The organism is Psychrobacillus psychrotolerans (assembly GCF_900115805.1).
GTDB lineage: Bacteria > Bacillota > Bacilli > Bacillales_A > Planococcaceae > Psychrobacillus > Psychrobacillus psychrotolerans.
Genome location: NZ_FOXU01000010.1, coordinates 53,157 through 74,931, shown reverse-complemented (window position 1 = coordinate 74,931; position 21,775 = coordinate 53,157). Strand labels below are relative to the sequence as shown.

Here is a 21,775-nt window from a genome sequence, read left to right as displayed (position 1 = left end):
CCCCTTTATTTATTCATGGACTCTTTTTCATCATTTCCGTAATCGCTAACGCAGCACCATTTTCTGGTCTATCCACATACATATGAGTAATAACACCAATTAGTTTATCTTTTTGCATAATCGGACTCCCACTCATACCTTGTAAGATTCCACCTGTCTTTTCTATGAGCTTTTTGTCCGTTACAGTAAACTGAAATATATGACCTTCTACAGAAGAAATTTCTATTGCGAAATCCTGAACTTTTTTACCATCGATGGAGGTACGCATAACTGCTTTACCTGTCACTATTTCTTCTGGATCTACAATTTCTACCTCTTGCATAGATATATTTTCTAATGCACTATTGTCCAATTTTCCGAAAACACCGTATACATTATTTTCATTTACTCCACCTATCGGTAGCGTATTTGAAGTGTGGGAGGTTATTTTATAGCCAGGATTTCCTGGAGTACTTTTCTTTATCTGCTCTATTGATGATAAATATATTGAACCTTCCGAGAAATTCGGAGTAATTCCAGACTGTTGGTCCACTATTTGATGACCTAAGGCACCAAATTCTTTTGTATTTGGATCAAAATAAGTTAAAGTACCAATACCTTCTGTTGCATCTCTCAAAAATGGAAGTAATTTCACCATTTGATTTGGAGTAATGCTTTTCGTATACTTTTCTTTTTTATGCTCATACTGGATAATAATTTGTGTACTATCTTTTAAATGACTTTTTACGTCAATTAGATTTGTCACTGGCTTGTTGTTGATCAGATGAATCGAGTCACCCGTACGCAGCCATTCATCATCTGAAATTAAAACATCATTATTTACAAAAACGGTACCATAATGTAAATCAATTTGAATGGACTGTCCGAGTGGTACTACTGAAGTCTGTTCTGCAAAAGCTGAATTGTTTGCGAAGAATAAAGTAAAGAAGAGTAGTGGCATTAGCGACCATTTTCGATAGTTTTTCTGCATATTTCACCTCCCTATATTGATACTATGTCCTAGAAAATGTCGGCTATGATAGGTAAATAATTGATAAAAAAAAGACCTTAGTTAAATAAGGTCTTTAGACGTTTCTAATAATTTTTTTTCGATCTTTTGCTAAAGTTAATAGTTCTTTCGAATGCTGTAATGTTGTGCTTGTGATTTCTGCCCCAGACATCATGCGACTAAGTTCTTCCGCTCGTTTATCGTTTTGCACTTCTTCTAAAACAGTAAACGTTCGATTTCCACTTACCTCTTTTTTAATCATTAAATGCTGATCTGCCATTGCAGCAACTTGTGGTAAATGAGATATACAAAGTACTTGAGAATTCGAAGCAATTCCTGCAATTTTTTCTGCAATCGATTGAGCAACTCGTCCACTTACTCCCGTATCAACCTCATCAAAAATAATGGATGTGATACCTTGATGTTTGGAAAAGATACTCTTGAGTGCCAGCATCATTCGAGAAAGTTCTCCGCCTGAAGCAATTTTAGTTAATGCTTTCAAAGGTTCCCCTACGTTTGTTGAAATGTAAAATGATATATCGTCTAATCCATTTTCATTGTAAACTGGTTTAACAGTCTCATGAAACATAACCGAAAAAGTGGCCTTTTCCATATATAGTTCTTGTAATTGCTCCATAATAGCAACGCTTAATCGTTTTGCTGCGCTTTTACGTTTATCTGTTAAATCCGTTGCTTCTAGTTCCAAGTCAATTTCAATTTGATGTATTTTTTCAGCCATTTTTTGAATTTGCTCATCACGATTCACTAATTGGTCTAAACTATATTGAATCTGATCTTTGTATGCAAGTATTTCTTCAATAGAGGGACCATATTTTCGTTTTAACGTTTGGATAGTAGCTAAACGTTCATCTACAATTTGTAGCTGGTTATTATCAAATTCCATCTCATCCAACTCATTTTTCAGTTGATAAGCTGCATCCTGTAATATGTAAAATGCTGACGATACATTTTCACTTAGCTCTTGCATATTCTTATCCATATCTGCGATATCTTGAAGATCTGCCATAGCAGTTCCTATATAATCCAACCCTTTAGATTCATCTAGTATGGCATCATAGGCGCTACTCATCTTATCAAATACTTTATGAAAATTTTGTAATTTCTTTTTCTGTTCCTGTAACTGTTCCTCTTCACCAATAACTAAGTTTGAGTCAACAATTTCCTCAACCTGAAATGTATACAGATCGATTTTGTGTGCAATCTGTTGTTCATTCTCTGATAGTTTGTCTAGCTCTTTTTTCCATTTTTTATATTGCTTATAAAGTTCTTGATAAGAATCTTTTACTTCTTTTAAGCTTTCTCCTGCAAATTGATCCAATAGATGAATATGTGCCTTATCATCCATCAATTCTTGGCTCTCATGTTGGCCGTGGATATCTATTAAAGAAGCACCAATTTCTCTTAAAATACCGATAGTTACAAGTTTCCCGTTTATTCGACAAACGCTTTTTCCTGAAAGATTGATATCTCTTCGTAAAATAATAGACTCGTCTTCAAAATCTATCCCAATATCCTCTAGTTTTTTAATCACTCCATGGCTGGGATTAGCTATTAAAAACAAACCCTCTAATTCTGCTTTTTTAGCGCCATGTCTGATAAATTCATGTGAGCCTCTACCACCGCATAACAAATGTACCGCATCAATAATTATAGACTTCCCTGCTCCAGTTTCTCCTGTAAGAACAGTAAGCCCTTCTTCAAAACTAACTGTCAATTCATCAATAATGGCAAAGTTTTTTATCGTTAGTTCTTTCAACAATAGTTTTCACCTCATTTTAGAGCATTTCGAGTAAGCGCTCTTTAATAACTAGACTGTCTTGTTCTTCTCTACATAGGATTAAACAAGTGTCATCTCCACAAATAGTTCCCAGAATTTCTGGCCAGTCTAAGTAATCTATTAAGGAGCCTATTGCATGAGCATTACCAGGTAACGTTTTCATCACTAAAAAATGACTTGCACCATCGATACTAACAAATGCATCAGACAGGGCTCTTCTCAATTTTTGAATAGGATTAAAGCGTTGGTCTGCAGGTAAACTATACTTATAATTACCGTTTGGCAACGGTACTTTTACTAAATGAAGTTCTTTAATATCTCTCGAAACAGTAGCTTGCGTGACATTATATCCCGCATTCTTTAGAGAGTCTACTAAATCATCCTGTGTTTCGATTTCGTGTTTTGCAATAATATCTCTTATGCGAATATGTCGTTGTCCCTTGTTCATATGGGGTTCACCTCATTGTATATTTATACTATTTAATTTATACAATAGCATTGGTTTAGAAAAGTAACAAGAAAAAAGCGACTCTTTTACAAGAGCCGCAAGATTATTTAAGGAGTTGATGTGCTTCGCTTACTAGTTTATCGAAATCGATCTGATGCGGAGAGAACTCCTCATCGACAATGTTCGTAAGATGAAATAAAAATTCGATATTTCCTTCTCCACCCGTAATAGGAGAGAAAGAAGCACTTTTTAGCTGAAAGTGCTGACTTTCTGCAAAATTAGCTATATCATTCAAAACATCGATATGCACTGCTTTGTCTCGAATTACACCTTTTTTCCCCACTCGATCTTTGCCTGCCTCAAACTGAGGTTTTACAAGGGCAATAACATCACCATTAGGTACTAAAATTGTTTTTAAAGTTGGAAAAATAAGCTTTAACGAAATAAATGATACATCAATCGATGCAAAGGATGGTAAGCCCTCTAAAAAATCTGCAGGTGTTGAATATCTAAAATTCGTTTTTTCCATAACAGTTACACGATCATCTTGTCTAATTTTCCAAGCTAACTGGTTGCTTCCTACATCTAAAGCATAAGCATGCTTGACTCCATTTTGTAAGCCACAATCTGTAAATCCACCTGTGGAAGAACCGATATCAAGCATGATTTTGTTTTCAATATTCAAGTCAAATTGTTCTAACGCTTTTTCTAGCTTTAATCCACCGCGGCTAACATACTTTAATACCTGACCCTTTATAGTTAAAACAGAGGTGTTTTCCACCTTTTCTCCAGGTTTGTCTATACGCTCTTCGTTTTTATAAATAAGCCCTGCCATAATCGCACGTTTAGCCTTTTCTCTCGTATCAAATAATCCTTGCTCTACTAGTAGTACGTCTACGCGCTCTTTCGGAATTTTAGTCATGACGGAATGTACCTAGATGGCTCATTCACTTTTTTAGTCACTACTTTGACAATTTCATCCGTAGTCACATGAATTTCTTCCAGTAATTGATTTACTTCGCCATGTTCGATAAAGATATCAGGAATTCCTATACGATGTACATTTACTTGCAGGTTGTTCTCATTATAAACTTCTAGCACCGCACTACCGAAACCACCTTGAAGCGCACTCTCTTCCACTGTAATAATTGGAATATTACGCGCTTGAAGGTCTAGTAGCATTTTTGTATCTAGTGGTTTTATAAAACGAGCATTGATCACTTCAACGGAAATATTATGTTCTGCAAGTACCTCTGCTGCTTTCATAGCCATAGGAATTGTTGTTCCAAATGTTAGGATAGCTGCCTGTGTACCTTCTTTTAGTACTTCCCAAGTACCAATTGGTATTGTTTTCAATTCTTCATCCATTGGTACACCAAGACCATTTCCTCTTGGGTAACGAAGTGCTATTGGTCCATCAGAATATTCGAAGGCAGTTTTAACCATATGCTGTCCTTCATTTTCATCTTTAGGCATCATAATAACCATATTAGGCATATGACGTAAGAAAGAAATATCAAATACCCCTTGATGAGTTTCTCCATCTGCTCCAACCAAACCAGCTCGGTCAATTGCGACTACAACATTTAAGTTTTGACGACAAATATCATGTAGCATCTGATCATAAGCACGTTGAAGGAATGTTGAATAAATAACAAGCATTGGCTTCATACCATCTGCAGCCATACCAGCAGCCATTGTAGTAGCATGCTGCTCTGCAATACCTACATCGAACATACGAGTTGGAAATTCAGATGCAAATCCTTCTAATTTAGATCCGACTGGCATTGCTGGAGTAATCGCAACAATACGTTTATCTGTTCTTGCAAGCTTCCTTGCTGTTTCTGCAACAAGTGCACTCCATGAAGGACCTTTGGATGCGGATTTGATCAAATCCCCAGTCTCCATTTTATAAGGTCCTGTTCCATGCCATGTGCCGATTTTATCCAGCTCCGCTGGTTTAAAGCCTTTACCTTTTTTCGTAATAACGTGTAAAAGTACCGGTCCTTTCATCTTCTTCGCATATTGTAAGTTTTCTTCTAATGCTTCAAAGTCGTGGCCATCGATTGGTCCAAGGTACGTAAATCCAAGTTCCTCAAAAAACACACCAGAAACTAGTAAATACTTCAGACTATCTTTTACTCGTTCTGCAGTTCCTGCAAGCTTTCCGCCTACCGCTGGAATTTTTTTCAGCAATGATTCTAGTTCATCTTTTGCTTTGTTATAAGTTCCATGAGTACGCAGTCTTCCTAATACATTGTGTAGAGCACCTACATTTGGAGCAATAGACATTTCGTTATCATTTAATATAACGGTAATATCCGTTTGCTCATGCCCGATATGATTTAATGCTTCTAGCGCCATACCACCTGTTAGTGCACCATCACCTATAATTGGCACCACATAGTTTTTCTTGTTTTGTAAATCTCTCGCTTTTGCCATACCCATTGCAGCTGAAAGGGACGTTGAGCTATGTCCTGCTTCCCAAACATCATGTTCACTTTCAATACGCTTTGGAAATCCACATAATCCTTTAAACTGACGTAACGTATCGAATTGATCCGCTCGCCCAGTTAAAATTTTATGGACATATGCTTGATGTCCTACATCCCAAAGAAATTTGTCTTCTGGGCTGTTAAATGCTTTATGCAAAGCTATAGTCAGTTCTACAACACCCAAGTTTGGCCCAATATGCCCACCAGTTACGGATAAATTTCCTATTAAAAACGATCGAATATCTTCACTAAGTTCCTTTAATTGTTCATTATCTAAACTTTTTAAAAAGGATGGGCTAGAAATTGAAGTTAAATCCATTGCCATCACACACCTTCTATTAGATTTCCTTCTTTACAACTAGTTAATATCATAGCAATAAACGGCTAAAAAACAAAATTATTAGCTACTATTTGGTTCTTTTCGTAATATAATTGGCGAATTCTACTAGTAAACCATTCTGCATTTGTATACTTTCTAATGCGTGGAAAGCTAGATTATACCGATTTTGAAGCTCTTTTTTAGCACCTTCCATTGTCAAAATTGAAGGATATGTATTTTTTTGGCTTATTAAGTCTTTCCCCGCAGTTTTACCCAATTGCTCTGATGTACCTTCTAAGTCAAGAATATCATCTTGAATTTGGAACGCCAGCCCAATATGAAAAGCATATTCTTTTAATGCACTCATTACTTCCTCGGACACATTGGCAATAATAGCTCCCGCCAAAATACTGTAAGACAATAATGCACCTGTTTTGTTCAAGTGAATCTCTTCTAGCTGCTCCAAAGTTAAAGTTTGACCTTCCCCAAGCATATCTAATACTTGGCCTCCAACCATGCCTTCAGCTCCAGCAGCGAAGCTAAACTTATCTATTAAAGCTATTTTAAGTTCTGGTGATATATTTGGAAGTCTCGCAATTATACCGAAAACAAGTGTAATAAGAGCATCTCCGGCTAATATAGCCAGTGCTTCCCCAAATACAATGTGATTGGTCGGCTTTCCGCGACGTAAATCATCATTGTCCATCGCAGGTAAATCATCATGGATTAACGAATATGTGTGAATCATTTCAATCGTACTTGCCACAATAATGGCATCCTCATTTTGAACATCCAATTCTTTTAAAACTGCAAGTGTATATAGTGGTCGCACTCTTTTTCCGCCTGCTTGAAGTGAATAGAGCATAGCATCTTTTAAAGGCTGAGGTGCCTTTAAATCTTTTATAAGATCATGTAATGTTTTATCAATAAGTGGCTGATTGGTTTCAATAAATGAAGTTAATAAATTACTCATGGACTCCACCAGCATCTTCTTTGTTTTCATCCATAAATGTCACTAATTGTTTCTCTGCCTTTTGTAATTTGTCACTACAAACTTTAGAAAGCTCCATACCTTTTTGATACAACTCTATAGCACTTTCTAAAGGTACGTCGCCTTGTTCTAACTGACGAACGATATTTTCTAATTGCAGCATTGCTTCGTCGAATAGAATTTCCTTTTTAGTCATAAATATTAATCCTCACTTTCTTTCACTTCAACTCGCCTAACGATTGCTTCTAATTGACCATCTTGTAATGTAACAAATATAGAATCATCTTTTTTTACATTTTCTACGGATTTAACTAGTTGACCTTCTTTGTATATAATACTGTATCCACGATCCATAATCTTTAATGGATTTAACGCTTCTAATGTTCGAATAGAACTAACAAATTGCTGACGATGTTTTTCAAATGTGGATAGTGAAGCTTGGTTCAATTGGTTCGTTACAGATTGTACAGATTTATGATGTTGATCGATTACTTTTTGTGGAGATAATTGAGAAAATCTATTTTGAACTTGTAAAAAATCACGTTGTTTGTCTTTAAAGAGAAAACTAGTTTCTCTTTGTAGCTGCTGTTCCGTACGAACAAACCTTTCTATAAAAGGACGATATAATTTCTCTGGGGTTGCCAGTACAGGTGATTCCATAGCCCGGTTATATCTATTTTTTTCATCTTTTATACGTTTCGTAATGAAGTGTAAGCTAGCCGATTGAAATGATAAAATATTTTGCATTAGATTTTCTTTGCTAGGTACTGCCATTTCAGCTGCAGCTGTTGGGGTTGGAGCTCTTAAATCAGAAACGAAATCAGCAATAGTTGTATCTGTTTCATGACCAATTGCGCTGATGATTGGAATCTCGCTGTTAGCAATAGCTCTAGCTACAACTTCCTCATTGAAAGCCCAGAGATCCTCAATAGAACCTCCCCCTCGTCCTACGATTAAAACGTCTATATCGCCTGTTCGATTGGCTTTTTCAATAGACTTCACAATAGAAGGCGCAGCTTGAGGTCCTTGAACGATACTAGGATATACGATTACTTCAGAAATAGGATAACGGCGTTCCAATGTAGTGAGGATATCTCGTATAGCTGCTCCGGTTTTAGAAGTGACCACACCAATTTTTTTCGGAAATGTTGGTATGGCTTTTTTGCGACTTGGATGGAAGAGTCCTTCTTGTTGCAATTTCTTTTTTAATTGTTCAAATGCTAAAAAAAGCTCCCCTATACCGTCCGGCTGTATAGTAGCAGCATATAACTGGTATTGTCCAGCTACCTCGAATACATTTATATCTCCTCTTACGAGTACATTCATGCCACTTTCAGGAACAAACTTTAATGTTTTGGCATTCATGGCAAACATAACAGAAGTAATTCGAGCAGCATCGTCTTTAAGCGTAAAATAGATATGTCCGCTAGAATGAACTTTCACATTAGATAGTTCTCCTTTTACGTATACATCTCGTAAATGCGTGTCCGCATCGAATTTTCGCTTTATGTATTTGGTTAAGGCTTTTACAGTTAAGTATTTACCCGGTTCTGTAGTCACAAAAACAACTCCATTAGTATAAAAATAAATTTACTTGAGTCAATCTCATAAGACATATGAAACAGTGAAATCCGAACAATGTTGATTATCGCTTCAGGCGGACGCTTTCCGTGGGCACCGCTTCAATCAACGAAATCCACTTTGTATAAAAGGATAATTAAATAAAATATCACATAAAAACTCGTATTTTATATTAAAATTAGTAATTACGAAACTTACTCACTTACTGAATCATTTATAAAATAGCAGATAAAAATAGAGCATTCTCAAATTCAACAGTGATTACAAGATCGATTTATCTAGACCTAAATCTTAATCTAATTCTTCTTAGCATAGGCTTCGCAAAATCTTATTGATAGGTACTACTCCCTTAATTGATTGAAGTGAAATGTGGCGACTCCAACGGGATGAGTGAGACAGATGAGCTATCACAACGACGCGTAGCGACGGTGATAGCTCATCGCTCACTCCGCGGAAAGCGTCCACATGTAACGGAAATCAGTAGCATTAACAGATTAGCAGCTCACTGTATTTGTCATTCAATTTAAAAGCTGTCTTTCATAGAAAAACAGCTCCACAATTATTTATTAGTTAATGTATTTTCAGCCGCTAAACAAGTATTTTCCATTAGCATTGCGATTGTCATCGGACCTACCCCACCAGGAACTGGAGTAATTTTAGAAGCTACTTTTTGAGCAGATTCGAAATCCACATCACCACAAAGCTTGTTGTTCTCATCGCGGTTAATGCCTACGTCAATGACTACAGCACCTTCTTTTATATAACTTGCATCTATCATTTTAGTTCTACCAGTTGCTACAACTAAAATATCCGCTTGTTTCGTAAAAGAATGTAAATCCTTTGTTCTAGAATGACAGTATGTAACGGTAGCATCCTTTTGTAGCAATAATTGTCCCATTGGTTTACCAACAATATTACTGCGACCAATAATAACAGCATGTTTCCCTGCAATTTCTACATCACTATATTCAAGTAATTTCATTACGCCAAAAGGTGTACATGGAAGGAACGATTGTTGACCAATCATCATTTTTCCCACATTTTCCGGATGGAAACCATCCACATCTTTTAGTGGTGAGATAGTTGCGATTACTCTGTCCTCATTAATTTGAGGAGGCAAAGGCAATTGAACTAAAATACCATGGATTTTGTCATCAACGTTTAGTGCCTCTACTTGTTTAAGAAGCTCCACTTCAGAAATATTTTCGTCCAACTCTATTTGTACGGAATACATACCTAAACGTTCACACGTTTTTGCTTTGTTGTTTACATATGTTTGTGAGGCCGGATTATTACCTACTAAAACTACTGCTAATCCTGGAACGACACCTTTAGATTTTAGGTTCTCCACACGTTCTTTCACTTTTTCTGTAACTAAACCTGCAATTTGTTTTCCATCAATTTTTGTAGTAGACACTTCATAAGCTCCTTAAGGCAATGTAGATTATTGCTCAGTATATTTAGATAAAACACCATTTACAAAACGACTTGACTTTTCGTCACCAAATATTTTAGAAATTTCTAGTGCTTCATTAATGACAACTTTAGCTGGAGTTTCTTTGTTATAAAGTAATTCAAATACTGCTATTCTTAGCACTGTACGTTCAATCTTCGGAAGTCTGGAAAGCGACCAGTTTTCTAATTTATCTGTTAATGTTGCATCTATTTCCTCTTTGTAATTCACGACTCCAGTTACTACTTGAGTTAGGAAAGGATCTGTCTCTTCCGTCACATGCCCAATAGCTTCTTCTATGGAAATTTCATGATTATCTAATTGAAATAGTGCTTGTAATGCTAATTCTCGAGCTTGTCTTCGTTTCATAATTTAGTTCTCCTTTAAATGTAACTATCTAGACAATCATAGCATATTTTTTTGTAGTATGCGCACTAGAAAGGCAAAAAAAGAAAGAGCTATCTAACTAATAGCTCTTTCTCTTTTATTCTACTGTATCGAATTGTACACCTGTAATATGTACATTCACTTCTTTAGGAGTTAAACTCGTCATATTTTCAATTGCTTGACGAATTTGAGATTGTACTTCTCTAGCAACTTTAGGAACGGAAGAGCCATATTTTACTAGGCAATATACGTCTATAAACAAGCCATCATTGTTTATCTCCGTTTTGATCCCTTTACCATGTACTTTTTTACCTAGACGTTCCACTACACCTGCAGCAAAGTTGCCTCGTGTACCAGCAATTCCTTCTACTTCGGTTGTAGCAATACCAGCAATTACAGTAATTACTTCGGGAGCTATTTCAATTGTCCCTAGATCTTCTTTTCCTTCAGGAGTCATTTGAACAAACTTTTGTTCAGTAGTTTCTGTCATATCATTCACTCCTTATTATGAATTCATTACATCATATTTTTCTAAGAATTTCGTATCAAAATCTCCTGACTTAAATACTTCATGATTCATGAGCTTCGAATGGAATCCAATAGTAGTTTCGACTCCCTCAATCGCAAATTCACTTAGTGCACGTTTCATTTTAGCAATTGCTTCATCTCTAGTTGCTGCATGAACAATAAGCTTTGCAACCATTGAATCATAAAACGGGGGAATCGTATAACCTGGGTATACAGCTGAATCTACCCGAACTCCTAATCCACCTGGAGGCAAGTAAAATTCAACTAATCCTGGTGAAGGCATAAAGTTTTTAGAAGGGTTTTCTGCATTGATACGACATTCAATTGCCCATCCATTAAGTTTAATATCTTTTTGTTCGAATGGCAACTTTTCGCCAGATGCCACTAAGAGCATTTGTTTGATCAGATCCACGCCTGTAATCATTTCTGTAACAGGATGCTCCACTTGAATACGTGTGTTCATCTCCATAAAGTAGAATTTTTGAGCTATATGATCAAAGATAAACTCTACAGTGCCTGCACTTTCATATCCAACAGCAAGTGCGGCTTTTACAGCTGCTTCACCCATCTCTGCACGAAGCGCTTCTGACAACGCAGGAGAAGGGGCTTCTTCCACTAGCTTTTGCATACGACGCTGCACGGTACAATCTCGCTCACCTAAGTGAACTGCATTTCCATGACCATCTGCTAACACTTGTATTTCTACATGACGGAATATTTCAATGTATTTTTCTAAGTAAACACCAGGATTACCAAATGCCGCTGCTGCTTCTTTTTGAGTTATTTTAATGCCATTTAGAAGATCTTCCTCATCTTTTGCAACACGGATACCTTTACCGCCGCCTCCAGCTGTTGCTTTGATAATTACAGGAAAGCCTATTTCATTTGCCACTTTCAATGCATCTTCATCTGTTACTACAATACCTTTAGATCCAGGCACTGTTGGAACTCCTGCCTTTTGCATTGTTTCTTTTGCAACGTCCTTAATCCCCATACTTTTAATGGCAGAGGAAGTTGGTCCGATAAATTTAATATCACATTCTTCACAAAGCTCAGCAAACTCCGCATTTTCTGCTAGGAACCCATAACCAGGATGAATTCCATCACAACCGGTAAGTTTTGCTACAGTAATAATATTAGAGAAATTCAAATAAGAATCCTTCGAGAGTCTTGGTCCTATACAGTATGCCTCATCAGCAATCTGAACATGAAGCGCTTCCCGATCCGCTTCTGAATATACAGCGACTGTTTCAATATCTAATTCTTTACATGCACGTATTATACGGACAGCTATTTCTCCGCGATTGGCAATTAGTACTTTTTTCATCATCCTAGCTCCCTTCTTAGTTTCCTTTAACGAGGAACAGAGGTTGACCATATTCAACTAATTGTCCATCTTTCACAAGAATTTCTACTACTTGCCCGTCAATTTCAGCTTCAATTTCATTAAACAGCTTCATTGCTTCCACGATACAAACAATCGAATCAGCAGATACTTTCGTACCAACCTCTACGTATGCTGCTGTATCAGGAGATGAAGATTGGTAGAATGTTCCTACCATTGGTGAAATAATCGTATGTAATGAACTATCCACAACACTTTCAGTAGTAGCTTCTTCTACAACTTGTTGCTTTGGTGCTTCTTGAGCGACTGGTGCTTTTACTTCTACTTGTCTTGGTTGTTCGATTATAGATGAGCTCTCAAACGTTTCACTCGTAGAATTTACAAAACCTTTTTCATTCTTTTTCAATTTAATCTTAGTGCCTTCTGATTCGTATAAAAATTCATCTAAAGAAGACTGATCTACTAGTTTAATAATTTCTCTAATTTCTTGTATCTTCATTTTGTTTAATCCCCTTTAATCTACATTATTTATAGCTCCATATTCTATTTTAGACTTTTTTTCGCAAATTTGAAATAGATAGAGCTAATTATTCTGAAATAATAAATAAATGATGCCTTATCAATATATTGAAAGTCCTTTGTTAGAGGGTTTCAAAAACATTTTAGTCTTTGCTTATTTTATCAATAACAATAACTTCAAAAGCATATTTATACTATATTTTCTTCCTTTTGGTTTATATCAAAAAAAAAGCGCCTATTCAGGCACTCTTCAAAATTACTATTTAGCTTACTCGCCATCAAAGTTTACTTCAACATTATATGCTTTTGGCCACTCACGTTTCACTGCATAAATAATCTCAGATGCTTTTTTAGTTGATTGTTCGTTAGAAACAACGTCTATTAAAACATCACTCTCTTCGATTCGTACTAATGCATCATCGTAACCTAATGATTTGATGATTAACTCCAGCATCGCTTCTGTAGAATCTATTTTAACTAACTCTTCAATTTTGTTATATGCCTCGTCTTTTTGTTCTGCTGTGAATTCATTGGAACCTACTTTTGTAGTTAGCTGATCGCGTAATTGACTACGTTTTTCTGTAACTTCCATTCTCATTTCTTCAAATGCATTGCTCTGTGAAACGAATGATTCCTCATTTGTTGATGACGTTTCTACTAGTCCTACCTCATCTATCGTGTCATCGGAAAATAGAGCAATTCCATCGAATGGTGATGGTTGATCCGATACATAAAAAACTGTTACTACTGCAACTAGACTAAATAATGTTAAAAACCATACAGATCTCTTTTTATTCATATTTTTTATCCTCCAATTCCATTTCTTCTATCACAATTCGATGTGGAGATATTTGCAATACAGATGATAGTGTTTTTATCAAACTATTTTGTATACGTTTGTCGTTCGCCCCTTCCGCAACTACTAGTATTCCAATCAAATTCTCCTTGTCCTTTTTAGTCTCACTTGTCCACTGGAAAAATGATAAATCACTTTCCGCATTCTTTTCAGAGCTCTCTTCGTAATGGAAATACACTGCAACTTTGCCCACTCCGTTTATCTTCTCTAAAATCGAAGTTAGGTTTTCTGTAGTTTGGTTGACAGTTTCTTCGGGTTTAACAACCTTCCCCTCATCACGAGTGAGTAAATCAGAAAAAAGAAGACTTATGAAAAGGACAGCTATACAAATAACAACAAAACGAAAAGTGGGTTTTTGTTTTAATGAAATTTGATTCACCCTTCTTTTCATGCTGGATACAATACTTTATGCAAGACAACCTGTTTATATGAAGAGAAAGCTCAGAATCCAATAGATAATTGCAATTTTTACAAGAAATCCATTTCGTTCCGTATCTGTATGCTCCAATAAGATAGAAAGAAACTCACCGACTAGAACAATTATTAAAATACCAAAGAGAAGTGTCGTAACGATGGTTACTATCCTTTCCCACTTATTAGTAGTTTTGCAAATAGCATGGTTAATATAATTGTGAAGAAAAATGTAAACGCGATTAATACCGAAATAATAGATAGTACAAATAGCGTTTTTCCAATGTCATCTAACAATCCACTTATATTACCTTCTACAAACGGTTCCAAAATAGCACTAAGTAAACGATATAGAAAAGCAATGAGAATTGTTTGGATCGTTGGAATAGACACTAACATTAGCACTGATAGAATTACTGCATTTCCGGTTATAACCGAAGCAGATGAGGAGAAATTTTTCATCGTACTAATACTTTCTGTTAGTAAAGATCCAACAAAAGGAATATTATTTTGGATAAGTCTTTTTACAGTCTCATTGACAGTTCCACTTACAGACCATGTTATGACACCATTGACGGACATGAAAATACTATATAACAGTAGAATAATAGAAGTAGAACCTATTAAAGTTAGCCGGATGAGATCAGCCATTTTGGCAAAAGAAGTTGGAGGATGAATTCTACTGATCAAATCAAATATAAACGCAGCCATTATAGCAGGTATTAATATTTTCCCAGCTAACACGGTAGTAAATGAGGCAAATAGCATAACTGCTGGATTCCAAGAGGTTATCAAAAACGCTCCTCCAGAAGCTGCAATCCCTAGCGTTAAGATTGGATAAATTCCTAAGAAGAGAGTCACTAATTCTTTAGTCATCGCTTGAATCATCTCTAAAGAGCGGATAGCTGGCTCTAAACAATAGATACATATTATTAACATAAATAACAATTTCAATAATTTCTTGCTCGACGGGATAAACCATTCCAGACAAATAAAGATAAATCCAAATAATAGCATGTACGAAAAAGTTTGTGCTACCTCTTTAACCGGTTGCACTAAAGACATAAGCATCTCTTCCATTGCTGTTCATTCCTTCAAGAGAGTAGTCCCAAAATTGATATAAACTTGTCGTAAAATTGTTGCATATGATTCAACCAGACAATGAGTAAAATAGCTTTGGTCGTAAAAGTAAATAACGATGCCAGGCTTGTATATTCATAGTCCAAAAGCAGGTCTTCAATTATTTGCGAAAGGAACAATAGTACGACTGAGAATGTCAGTAGTTTGAAGACCGGTAATAGATTAGTTGGTAATACGTTGATATACTGGGAGACCAAAGGAATGATAAATACGGTTAAAATATAAGTTAAAAAGAGAAAGATGTAGATTGTATACACAATTGTATGAATGCGAGGGTAAATTTCTTTTATAAGCTGCAATAGCACAAATGCTAGAATGATTGTTATGTAAATGATCATAGGCTAACTCGTCATCATAAGCCATTCTAAAAATGTAGATATTTCGTAAAAGAAAAGTTTTAACAGTCGCAATAATTCAATTGTCATATAGATATAACCAACGAAAAATAAAAAAAACGCAAATTCCTTTTTGCCAGTAGATTCAAAAAATAAGTGAAGAATAGCTATTAAAATACCAATTCCCGCAACTCGAAGTACATCGTGAAGTTCCACAATGCCTCCCCCTTCCATACAAACAACATATGATAGCGTAGAGCGTAATATGAAAGAAAAGTGCATATGAGGATGAATACTTAGATCTATATTCTAGTAAAGAAAGGGTTTTGATTTTCTTAGTCGAATTATTTAAGAGGTATTGATGTTAACTTAAACAAACAAATTCTTAAATTTGGTATGAAGGGGAGAATATATTAGTTGATCATTCGTGCATATAAAGATTCTGATGAAATAGGTTGGCTTCGATGTAGAGTGCTATCTTTTTTGCATACAGCCTATTTTGATAATGTTTTAAACAAAAAGGAAAGCTATGAAAATCCTGCAATCGAATTAGTTGCAGAATTAAACGGACAAATTGTTGGACTCATTGACGTTGAGTATGAAAAGGAAGAAAAGACCGTTTGTTCAAGAGGAGAAGGTTTAGGAGGAATGATTTGGCATATTGCTGTTCATCCAGATTATTATCGACAAGGAATTGGCGAGAAACTACTTCATGCAGCGGAAAAGCAAGCAATTAATATCGGTCTAAATCGTTTTGAAGCTTGGACTAGAGATGACCCTTGGGTACGGAACTGGTATGAAAAAATGTTGTTCCATAAAGTGCATTCATACTACCATATTTACTTGGAAGGAAAAGAAATGAAAAATAAAATTCAAAGTAACATCCCTAAACTCCATTTAGTCAATGCATTTGCACACTATGTAGGAGACGAGATGGAACAGTTTAAAACATCTAGCCAACGAATTCATGAATGTGTTTGTTATGAAAAATATCTTAAAATTCAATAGTTCCTTGTGCAACTACCGTCCGTGCTTTATTTCAATAAGAAGTAAAGCCTTTTTCTTAGCTCATTTTTATCTATCTTTATTGCTATTTTTTTGTAAAAAAAGAGCCTCACAAATGTGAGACCCTTCATCGAATATAGTTTTAAATTATTGTGCTCTTGATACGTATGAACCTTCATCTGTATTGATGATTAGCTTATCGCCAACATTGATAAACAATGGAACCGTTACTACTAAACCAGTTTCAAGACTAGCAGTTTTAGAACCGCCGCCTGACGTATCTCCTTTGATACCTGGCTCTGTTTCCGTTACTTCAAGAACAACTGATTTTGGTAATTCTACTCCTAGTGTTTCCCCTTGGAATTGAATTACATGTATTTCCATGTTTTCGCGTAAGAATTTTAATTCATACTCGATTTGGTTTTCATTTAACTCAATTTGTTCGTAAGACTCAGTATCCATAAATACATGCTGATCACCATTTGCATATAAATATTGCATTTTAAAGTTATCAATTTGTGCTTTTTCCACTTTTTCTCCAGCGCGGAAAGTTTTTTCGTTTACTGCACCGTTACGTAAATTTCTCAACTTAGAACGTACAAATGCTGCGCCTTTACCAGGTTTTACATGTTGGAAATCTAGTACTCGATATAATACACCATCCACTAAAATTGTTAAGCCTGTTTTAAAATCATTTACTGAAATCATTATTTTTCCTCCAAATTAAGATAAGATTAGTAATTCTTTTGTTGAATGCGTTAGCTTCTCTAAACCATTCTCTGTCACAAGAGCGTCATCTTCGATTCTTACTCCACCAATATTCGGCAGATAAATACCAGGTTCAATCGTGATAACCATACCTGGCTCCAAAACGATATCTGAACGGAATGACAATCCAGGACCCTCATGCACTTCTAAACCAATCCCATGACCCAACGAATGACCAAATGCTTCCCCGTAACCTTTTGAAGCAATATAATCTCGAGCGATAGCGTCTGCTTCTTTACCAGTCATTCCTGGTTTAACTTTTTCTAAAGCTAATAGTTGAGAATCAAGGACTACTTGATAGATTTCTTTTAATTGATCACTTGGTTCCCCAACTGCCAACGTACGTGTCGTATCCGAAATATACCCATTGTATAATGCACCGAAGTCTAATGTGACAAAATCTCCATTTTCAATGACTTTATCCGTAGCAACACCGTGCGGAAGTGCTGAACGTGTTCCAGAAGCTACTATTGTATCAAAGGAAGAAGAAGTTGCTCCTTTTTTGCGCATGAAAAATTCTAATTCATTCGATACTTCAAGCTCAGTCATACCTGGTTTTATGTAAGTAACGATATGCTCATATGCTTCATCAGCAATACGACAAGCTGCCTTTATTATACTAATCTCTTCGTCCGTCTTAATCAAGCGAATTTTTTCAACAAGACCTGAAAGTGGCACTAAATCGACTTGTACAGCTTGCTTGTATAGTTCATAATCGCTATACGTCACATCATTTTTTTCAAATCCTAATGAGTTGATCCCCATATCTGTTACTTGTGTAGCAATTTCTTCCATCATTGTTTTCTTATGTTGTACTATACGAAAATCTTTAATCTGACTCGCGGCTTGCTCTGTGTAACGAAAATCTGTTATAAACACTGCATCTGTTTTAGAAATTATTGTGACACCAGCTGTTCCAGTGAATCCTGTCATGTAGCGGATGCTATGACCATTCGTAATTAACAGAGCGTCTACTCCATTTTCTTCAAGTGCTGCACGTAATTTACTAAGTTTCATTTTTAGCCCTCATCTCATTTTCTATATTACTTCTTTGTATATTTTATCATAGTAAGTGAGGGCGGTAAATTTTTCATTTTTCTAGAGGATTATCTTTGTAGTGAAATATCGCCGATTCCATGATGAAACGAACAGCTACTATAACAATACAGATAAAAGGGATCGATATTTTTTTTATCGTTTTCTCTATTGAATCTGCATCTAAAATAATCCATTCAAGTACAATCGCAATGATGAGGCCTATGGTAAAACTAGTGATGGAAACTGGAATTTTAATAAATAATAATCCTAAATAGTATAGAAGAAAACAAATTCCCCAGATGACTAAAAATAAAATAATCCATTTCAAATATACATTGGTCCCTTTTAAAAAGAGGAAAGTTTTCGTATATCCGATAGGATTCCACTTGATGAATTGAAAATAATCCAACATTTTAAATAGAATGGTCGTTCCCATTGCAGCGACCATACTAGTAATAATCGATAATCCTTTCATGTAAATCTCCTTTGTTTTTCCTATAGTTTAAGCGAAAGAACTAGTAATTAAACATTACAACAAAATAAAAGCACAAGGGATAAGAGAACTTATCAGCTTGTGCTTTAGAATTATTATAGAAAAATATGAGATCCATGGAACGATCATATCTTAGTACACGTGAAATTTGTTAAGGCTTTTGTACTTTACAGCCCACATTTTAGTTGAGCATTGCAATTGGTGCATGTGTTACATCCACCCATTTCTTCCACAGTACCTTTACGACAGACAGGACATGTATTTCCAACTTCGGAACCAATCGTTACATTGGTTGAGCGTAAATCTTGAATCGTATCTATTAAAACTACATGTCTTTTTTCTACTCTTTCTTCTTTTGGATGATCTTCTAATGTGTTTTCCTCTGCTTTTAACGTCAGAACTTGTGAGTCGCGACTTCCATCGACATACACAGTACCACCCTTAGCTCCACCACGATATAAACGCTCGTACACTCCTTCAACCTGTTCAACCGTATATCCACGTGGTGCGTTAACCGTTTTAGAAATAGAACTGTCAATCCAACGTTGAATGATACATTGCACATCTGCATGAGCTTCAGGAGCAAGTTCCATCGCAGTAACAAACCATTCTGGGAGATTTTCTTCTTCAGCAGATTCATTTTTACCTAAATATTCTTGCACAATGTCTGCTTTCACTTCTATAAATTTACCTAAACGACCACTTCTATAGTAAGTGAATGAATAATACGGCTCAAGTCCAGTAGAAACACCAACCATTGTTCCAGTTGAACCTGTAGGTGCGACTGTTAACAAATGAGAATTTCGAACACCATTCTCTAAAATAGAATTTCGAATGTCTTCTGGCATTGAACTCATAAATCCTGTTTCCGTAAATGCCTTACGCAAGCGATTAGTTTCCTCTTCTGTCTCACCAGTTAAGAACGGGAAGCTTCCGCGTTCTACAGCAAGTTCTGCTGATGTTTCATATGCTGCAATCGCAATTGTTTTAAAGATTTCATCTACTAAAACATTACCTTCATCTGAACCATACTCTTTTTCACAATAGATTAACAAGTCGGCAAGACCCATAACACCTAAGCCTATACGTCTTTCACCAAGTGCTTGTACTTTGTTTTCTTCTAAGAAGTATGGAGTTGCATCGATAACGTTATCTTGCATACGTACACCAACACTTACTGTTTCTTTTAACGCTTCATAATCCACAGTCTTAGTTTCTTTGTTTGCAAATTGTGCTAAATTCACAGCAGCCAAGTTACACACAGAATATGGTGCAAGTGGTTGCTCTCCACAAGGATTAGTAGCGACAACTTTTTGTCCATATGCTGTAGCATTCGTTTTTTCATTTGCATTATCGATGAAGAAAACACCAGGTTCTGCAGAATAAGTAGCACAAATATTGATCAAATTCCAAAGTTCTTTCGCTTTTACTGTGCGATAAGTTCGAACCTCATAGCCCATTCTTTCCCACTCACGAACATCGCCAATTTTATGCCAATTTTCGTTGTAGAAATCCATTTCTTCTGGAGAATAAGCTTCAGTTGCCGGGAAACGCAAGTCAAAGTCGCTGTCTTCTTCTACTGCTTTCATAAAGTCATCCGTCAGCGTCACGGAGATATTTGCACCAGTTAAAAACTCAGAATTATGAACGGAATAAGTTCCGCCATCACGTAATTTTGTTTCTGCATCACGAATGATTTCTGCATTAAATCCACCTAGACCTGGAATAGCTTTGTAATTGATAATCCCTTGATACATCGCTTCTTCCTGAACAGTAAGTGGTTTGAATTTAAGCTTGTCCTTCGCGAGTTGTTTGATCGTTTCATCATTTGTATTTTCAATCAAGAAACGTAAAATACGAGGGTTTTGCATTTTAGAGATTATAAATTCCGCAATATCAGGGTGCCAATCTGCTAGCATGATCATTTGTGCACCTCTGCGGGAACCACCTTGTTCGACAAGATGAGTTAGTTTAGCGATATCGTCTAACCATGAAACAGAACCAGATGATTTTCCGTTTACTCCTCGAGCTAACGTATTTCTTGGTCTTAGAGTAGAACCGTTTGTACCAACTCCACCACCACGACTCATAATTTCCATAACTTGTTTGCGGTGATCACTAATCCCTTCACGCGAATCTGCAACGAATGGCATCACATAACAGTTAAAATAAGTAACATCCGTTCCCGTACCTGCACCATATAGTACTCGTCCAGCTGGGATGAATTTTAAAGAAACTAGTTGTTGGTAGAATTTCTCAAACCATTCTTCCCGTTTTTCTTCTGTTTTTTCTACAGACGCAAGTCCTGTCGCGTTTCTTTTGGCAATTTGCTCGTAATATACTTCAAGAGGTTTTTCAATCACACTTAAAGGACGAGTAATAATTCCAGATTCGATCTTGGCAGCATCGTCAATCGCACTTCGGTAATCTTCCTCGATTTGCACTTCAGCTGTTTTCGCTTGTTCGTTAATCGAAACGATATACCCTAGACCACGCGCTGGAAATTTAGGATCTTCTTTAACTGTTAGAACAACAAAGTCTCCTGCTTTTAACGTTTTCTTTTCCGTATCCTTAAAGGAATAACGATCGATCATGACAAGTCTCGACACACCTTTATGTGTAAGTGTCATATCTTCTGTGATCGAATGTACTTGTGGAAATAATTGGATATCTTTGTTTAATGCTTCAACATTTAAAGTAAGGTTCGTTTCATTTTTAGTTGTTACCATTTACTCTTCCTCCATTCTACAAATCGCAATTGACACAACATGTAGTAGTTTCATTTATAATACGACACAATATATTGAAGAGTAAAGCGAAACTAGTCAGGATTAATTAATATAATCCCTAACTCCTAGTTTTCGAATTTACTATAAG

General features: G+C 36.0%; 23 protein-coding genes. 2 read left to right on the top strand and 21 right to left on the bottom strand.

What is annotated here, in order from left to right:
- Positions 1-13 precede the first annotated feature (13 nt).
- From BM260_RS16400 to xseA, 8 genes are all read right to left on the bottom strand, one after another.
- Entirely contained in the window at positions 14-970 is a 957-nt protein-coding gene (locus BM260_RS16400; protein ID WP_093538437.1) for a SpoIVB peptidase S55 domain-containing protein, read from the bottom strand.
- Positions 971-1,064: 94 nt separating this feature from the next.
- Complete coding sequence (gene recN / locus BM260_RS16395; RefSeq protein WP_093538436.1) at positions 1,065-2,768, bottom strand: DNA repair protein RecN; 1,704 nt, start codon at positions 2,766-2,768, stop codon at positions 1,065-1,067.
- A gap of 16 nt (positions 2,769-2,784) precedes the next feature.
- A complete protein-coding gene (gene ahrC / locus BM260_RS16390; RefSeq protein ID WP_093538435.1) occupies positions 2,785-3,234 on the bottom strand; it encodes a transcriptional regulator AhrC/ArgR in 450 nt (149 codons plus the stop codon).
- 103 nt (positions 3,235-3,337) lie between these two features.
- Positions 3,338-4,156: a TlyA family RNA methyltransferase gene (locus BM260_RS16385; RefSeq protein WP_093538434.1), complete on the bottom strand. Its 819-nt coding sequence runs from the start codon at positions 4,154-4,156 to the stop codon at positions 3,338-3,340.
- Positions 4,153-6,048, bottom strand: a complete 1,896-nt coding sequence (dxs, locus tag BM260_RS16380) for a 1-deoxy-D-xylulose-5-phosphate synthase (protein WP_093538479.1) — start codon at positions 6,046-6,048, stop codon at positions 4,153-4,155. The genes BM260_RS16385 and dxs overlap by 4 nt, the downstream gene beginning before the upstream one ends.
- A gap of 88 nt (positions 6,049-6,136) precedes the next feature.
- The gene (locus BM260_RS16375; RefSeq protein ID WP_093538433.1) at positions 6,137-7,021 is read right to left on the bottom strand and encodes a polyprenyl synthetase family protein; all 885 of its coding nucleotides are present in this window, start codon (positions 7,019-7,021) and stop codon (positions 6,137-6,139) included.
- A complete protein-coding gene (gene xseB, locus BM260_RS16370; protein ID WP_093538432.1) occupies positions 7,014-7,235 on the bottom strand; it encodes an exodeoxyribonuclease VII small subunit in 222 nt (73 codons plus the stop codon). The genes BM260_RS16375 and xseB overlap by 8 nt, the downstream gene beginning before the upstream one ends.
- Before the next feature lie 5 nt (positions 7,236-7,240).
- Positions 7,241-8,599, bottom strand: coding sequence for an exodeoxyribonuclease VII large subunit (gene xseA / locus BM260_RS16365; protein ID WP_093538431.1), 1,359 nt, complete (start codon positions 8,597-8,599; stop codon positions 7,241-7,243).
- 374 nt (positions 8,600-8,973) lie between these two features.
- Here xseA and BM260_RS18525 point away from each other — a divergent pair, with 374 nt between their 5' ends.
- The gene (locus tag BM260_RS18525; protein ID WP_175496329.1) at positions 8,974-9,147 is read left to right on the top strand and encodes a hypothetical protein; all 174 of its coding nucleotides are present in this window, start codon (positions 8,974-8,976) and stop codon (positions 9,145-9,147) included.
- Positions 9,148-9,179: 32 nt separating this feature from the next.
- Here the strand turns inward: BM260_RS18525 and folD are convergent, their stop codons facing one another.
- From folD to BM260_RS16320, 9 genes are all read right to left on the bottom strand, one after another.
- Complete coding sequence (gene folD, locus BM260_RS16360) at positions 9,180-10,037, bottom strand: bifunctional methylenetetrahydrofolate dehydrogenase/methenyltetrahydrofolate cyclohydrolase FolD (protein WP_093538430.1); 858 nt, start codon at positions 10,035-10,037, stop codon at positions 9,180-9,182.
- 27 nt (positions 10,038-10,064) lie between these two features.
- Positions 10,065-10,442 carry a transcription antitermination factor NusB gene (gene nusB / locus BM260_RS16355; protein WP_093538429.1) on the bottom strand — a complete coding sequence of 126 codons (378 nt, stop codon included), beginning with the start codon at positions 10,440-10,442 and terminating at the stop codon, positions 10,065-10,067.
- Positions 10,443-10,557: 115 nt separating this feature from the next.
- Positions 10,558-10,950 carry an Asp23/Gls24 family envelope stress response protein gene (locus BM260_RS16350; RefSeq protein ID WP_093538428.1) on the bottom strand — a complete coding sequence of 131 codons (393 nt, stop codon included), beginning with the start codon at positions 10,948-10,950 and terminating at the stop codon, positions 10,558-10,560.
- Positions 10,951-10,965: 15 nt separating this feature from the next.
- The gene (gene accC / locus BM260_RS16345; protein WP_093538427.1) at positions 10,966-12,318 is read right to left on the bottom strand and encodes an acetyl-CoA carboxylase biotin carboxylase subunit; all 1,353 of its coding nucleotides are present in this window, start codon (positions 12,316-12,318) and stop codon (positions 10,966-10,968) included.
- 13 nt (positions 12,319-12,331) lie between these two features.
- Positions 12,332-12,832: an acetyl-CoA carboxylase biotin carboxyl carrier protein gene (gene accB, locus BM260_RS16340; protein ID WP_093538426.1), complete on the bottom strand. Its 501-nt coding sequence runs from the start codon at positions 12,830-12,832 to the stop codon at positions 12,332-12,334.
- Between the two features lie 288 nt (positions 12,833-13,120).
- Positions 13,121-13,651 carry a SpoIIIAH-like family protein gene (locus tag BM260_RS16335; RefSeq protein WP_093538425.1) on the bottom strand — a complete coding sequence of 177 codons (531 nt, stop codon included), beginning with the start codon at positions 13,649-13,651 and terminating at the stop codon, positions 13,121-13,123.
- Positions 13,644-14,099, bottom strand: coding sequence for a hypothetical protein (locus BM260_RS16330; protein ID WP_093538424.1), 456 nt, complete (start codon positions 14,097-14,099; stop codon positions 13,644-13,646). Before BM260_RS16330 ends, BM260_RS16335 begins: the two co-directional genes overlap by 8 nt.
- A 188-nt stretch (positions 14,100-14,287) precedes the next feature.
- On the bottom strand, positions 14,288-15,199 hold the full coding sequence (locus BM260_RS16325) for a stage III sporulation protein AE (RefSeq protein WP_093538423.1): 912 nt from the start codon (positions 15,197-15,199) through the stop codon (positions 14,288-14,290).
- A gap of 401 nt (positions 15,200-15,600) precedes the next feature.
- The gene (locus BM260_RS16320) at positions 15,601-15,810 is read right to left on the bottom strand and encodes a SpoIIIAC/SpoIIIAD family protein (protein WP_093538422.1); all 210 of its coding nucleotides are present in this window, start codon (positions 15,808-15,810) and stop codon (positions 15,601-15,603) included.
- 201 nt (positions 15,811-16,011) lie between these two features.
- On the opposite strand from BM260_RS16320, the gene BM260_RS16315 reads away from it, so the two are divergent.
- Positions 16,012-16,602, top strand: coding sequence for a GNAT family N-acetyltransferase (locus BM260_RS16315; RefSeq protein WP_093538421.1), 591 nt, complete (start codon positions 16,012-16,014; stop codon positions 16,600-16,602).
- 144 nt (positions 16,603-16,746) lie between these two features.
- Here BM260_RS16315 and efp read toward each other — a convergent pair whose 3' ends face one another.
- The 4 genes from efp to BM260_RS16295 all read right to left on the bottom strand — a co-directional run bounded on the left by efp (position 16,747) and on the right by BM260_RS16295 (position 21,627).
- Positions 16,747-17,307 carry an elongation factor P gene (gene efp / locus BM260_RS16310; protein WP_093538420.1) on the bottom strand — a complete coding sequence of 187 codons (561 nt, stop codon included), beginning with the start codon at positions 17,305-17,307 and terminating at the stop codon, positions 16,747-16,749.
- 15 nt (positions 17,308-17,322) lie between these two features.
- Positions 17,323-18,384: a M24 family metallopeptidase gene (locus BM260_RS16305; protein WP_093538419.1), complete on the bottom strand. Its 1,062-nt coding sequence runs from the start codon at positions 18,382-18,384 to the stop codon at positions 17,323-17,325.
- A 73-nt stretch (positions 18,385-18,457) separates the two neighbouring features.
- The gene (locus BM260_RS16300) at positions 18,458-18,880 is read right to left on the bottom strand and encodes a hypothetical protein (RefSeq protein ID WP_093538418.1); all 423 of its coding nucleotides are present in this window, start codon (positions 18,878-18,880) and stop codon (positions 18,458-18,460) included.
- Between the two features lie 185 nt (positions 18,881-19,065).
- The gene (locus tag BM260_RS16295) at positions 19,066-21,627 is read right to left on the bottom strand and encodes a vitamin B12-dependent ribonucleotide reductase (RefSeq protein ID WP_093538417.1); all 2,562 of its coding nucleotides are present in this window, start codon (positions 21,625-21,627) and stop codon (positions 19,066-19,068) included.
- Positions 21,628-21,775 lie beyond the last annotated feature (148 nt).

What these genes read in the sequence shown, in the direction of transcription:
- BM260_RS16325 (WP_093538423.1), bottom strand. Translation starts at nt 15,199, where the DNA reads ATGGAAGAGATGCTTATGTCTTTAGTGCAACCGGTTAAAGAGGTAGCA.
- BM260_RS16385 (WP_093538434.1), bottom strand. Translation starts at nt 4,156, where the DNA reads ATGACTAAAATTCCGAAAGAGCGCGTAGACGTACTACTAGTAGAGCAA.
- BM260_RS16335 (WP_093538425.1), bottom strand. Translation starts at nt 13,651, where the DNA reads ATGAATAAAAAGAGATCTGTATGGTTTTTAACATTATTTAGTCTAGTT.
- BM260_RS16295 (WP_093538417.1), bottom strand. Translation starts at nt 21,627, where the DNA reads ATGGTAACAACTAAAAATGAAACGAACCTTACTTTAAATGTTGAAGCA.
- efp (WP_093538420.1), bottom strand. Translation starts at nt 17,307, where the DNA reads ATGATTTCAGTAAATGATTTTAAAACAGGCTTAACAATTTTAGTGGAT.
- BM260_RS16350 (WP_093538428.1), bottom strand. Translation starts at nt 10,950, where the DNA reads ATGACAGAAACTACTGAACAAAAGTTTGTTCAAATGACTCCTGAAGGA.
- BM260_RS16300 (WP_093538418.1), bottom strand. Translation starts at nt 18,880, where the DNA reads ATGAAAGGATTATCGATTATTACTAGTATGGTCGCTGCAATGGGAACG.
- accB (WP_093538426.1), bottom strand. Translation starts at nt 12,832, where the DNA reads ATGAAGATACAAGAAATTAGAGAAATTATTAAACTAGTAGATCAGTCT.
- BM260_RS16330 (WP_093538424.1), bottom strand. Translation starts at nt 14,099, where the DNA reads ATGAAAAGAAGGGTGAATCAAATTTCATTAAAACAAAAACCCACTTTT.
- ahrC (WP_093538435.1), bottom strand. Translation starts at nt 3,234, where the DNA reads ATGAACAAGGGACAACGACATATTCGCATAAGAGATATTATTGCAAAA.
- nusB (WP_093538429.1), bottom strand. Translation starts at nt 10,442, where the DNA reads ATGAAACGAAGACAAGCTCGAGAATTAGCATTACAAGCACTATTTCAA.
- BM260_RS16400 (WP_093538437.1), bottom strand. Translation starts at nt 970, where the DNA reads ATGCAGAAAAACTATCGAAAATGGTCGCTAATGCCACTACTCTTCTTT.
- accC (WP_093538427.1), bottom strand. Translation starts at nt 12,318, where the DNA reads ATGATGAAAAAAGTACTAATTGCCAATCGCGGAGAAATAGCTGTCCGT.
- BM260_RS16375 (WP_093538433.1), bottom strand. Translation starts at nt 7,021, where the DNA reads ATGAGTAATTTATTAACTTCATTTATTGAAACCAATCAGCCACTTATT.
- dxs (WP_093538479.1), bottom strand. Translation starts at nt 6,048, where the DNA reads ATGGATTTAACTTCAATTTCTAGCCCATCCTTTTTAAAAAGTTTAGAT.
- xseB (WP_093538432.1), bottom strand. Translation starts at nt 7,235, where the DNA reads ATGACTAAAAAGGAAATTCTATTCGACGAAGCAATGCTGCAATTAGAA.
- BM260_RS16305 (WP_093538419.1), bottom strand. Translation starts at nt 18,384, where the DNA reads ATGAAACTTAGTAAATTACGTGCAGCACTTGAAGAAAATGGAGTAGAC.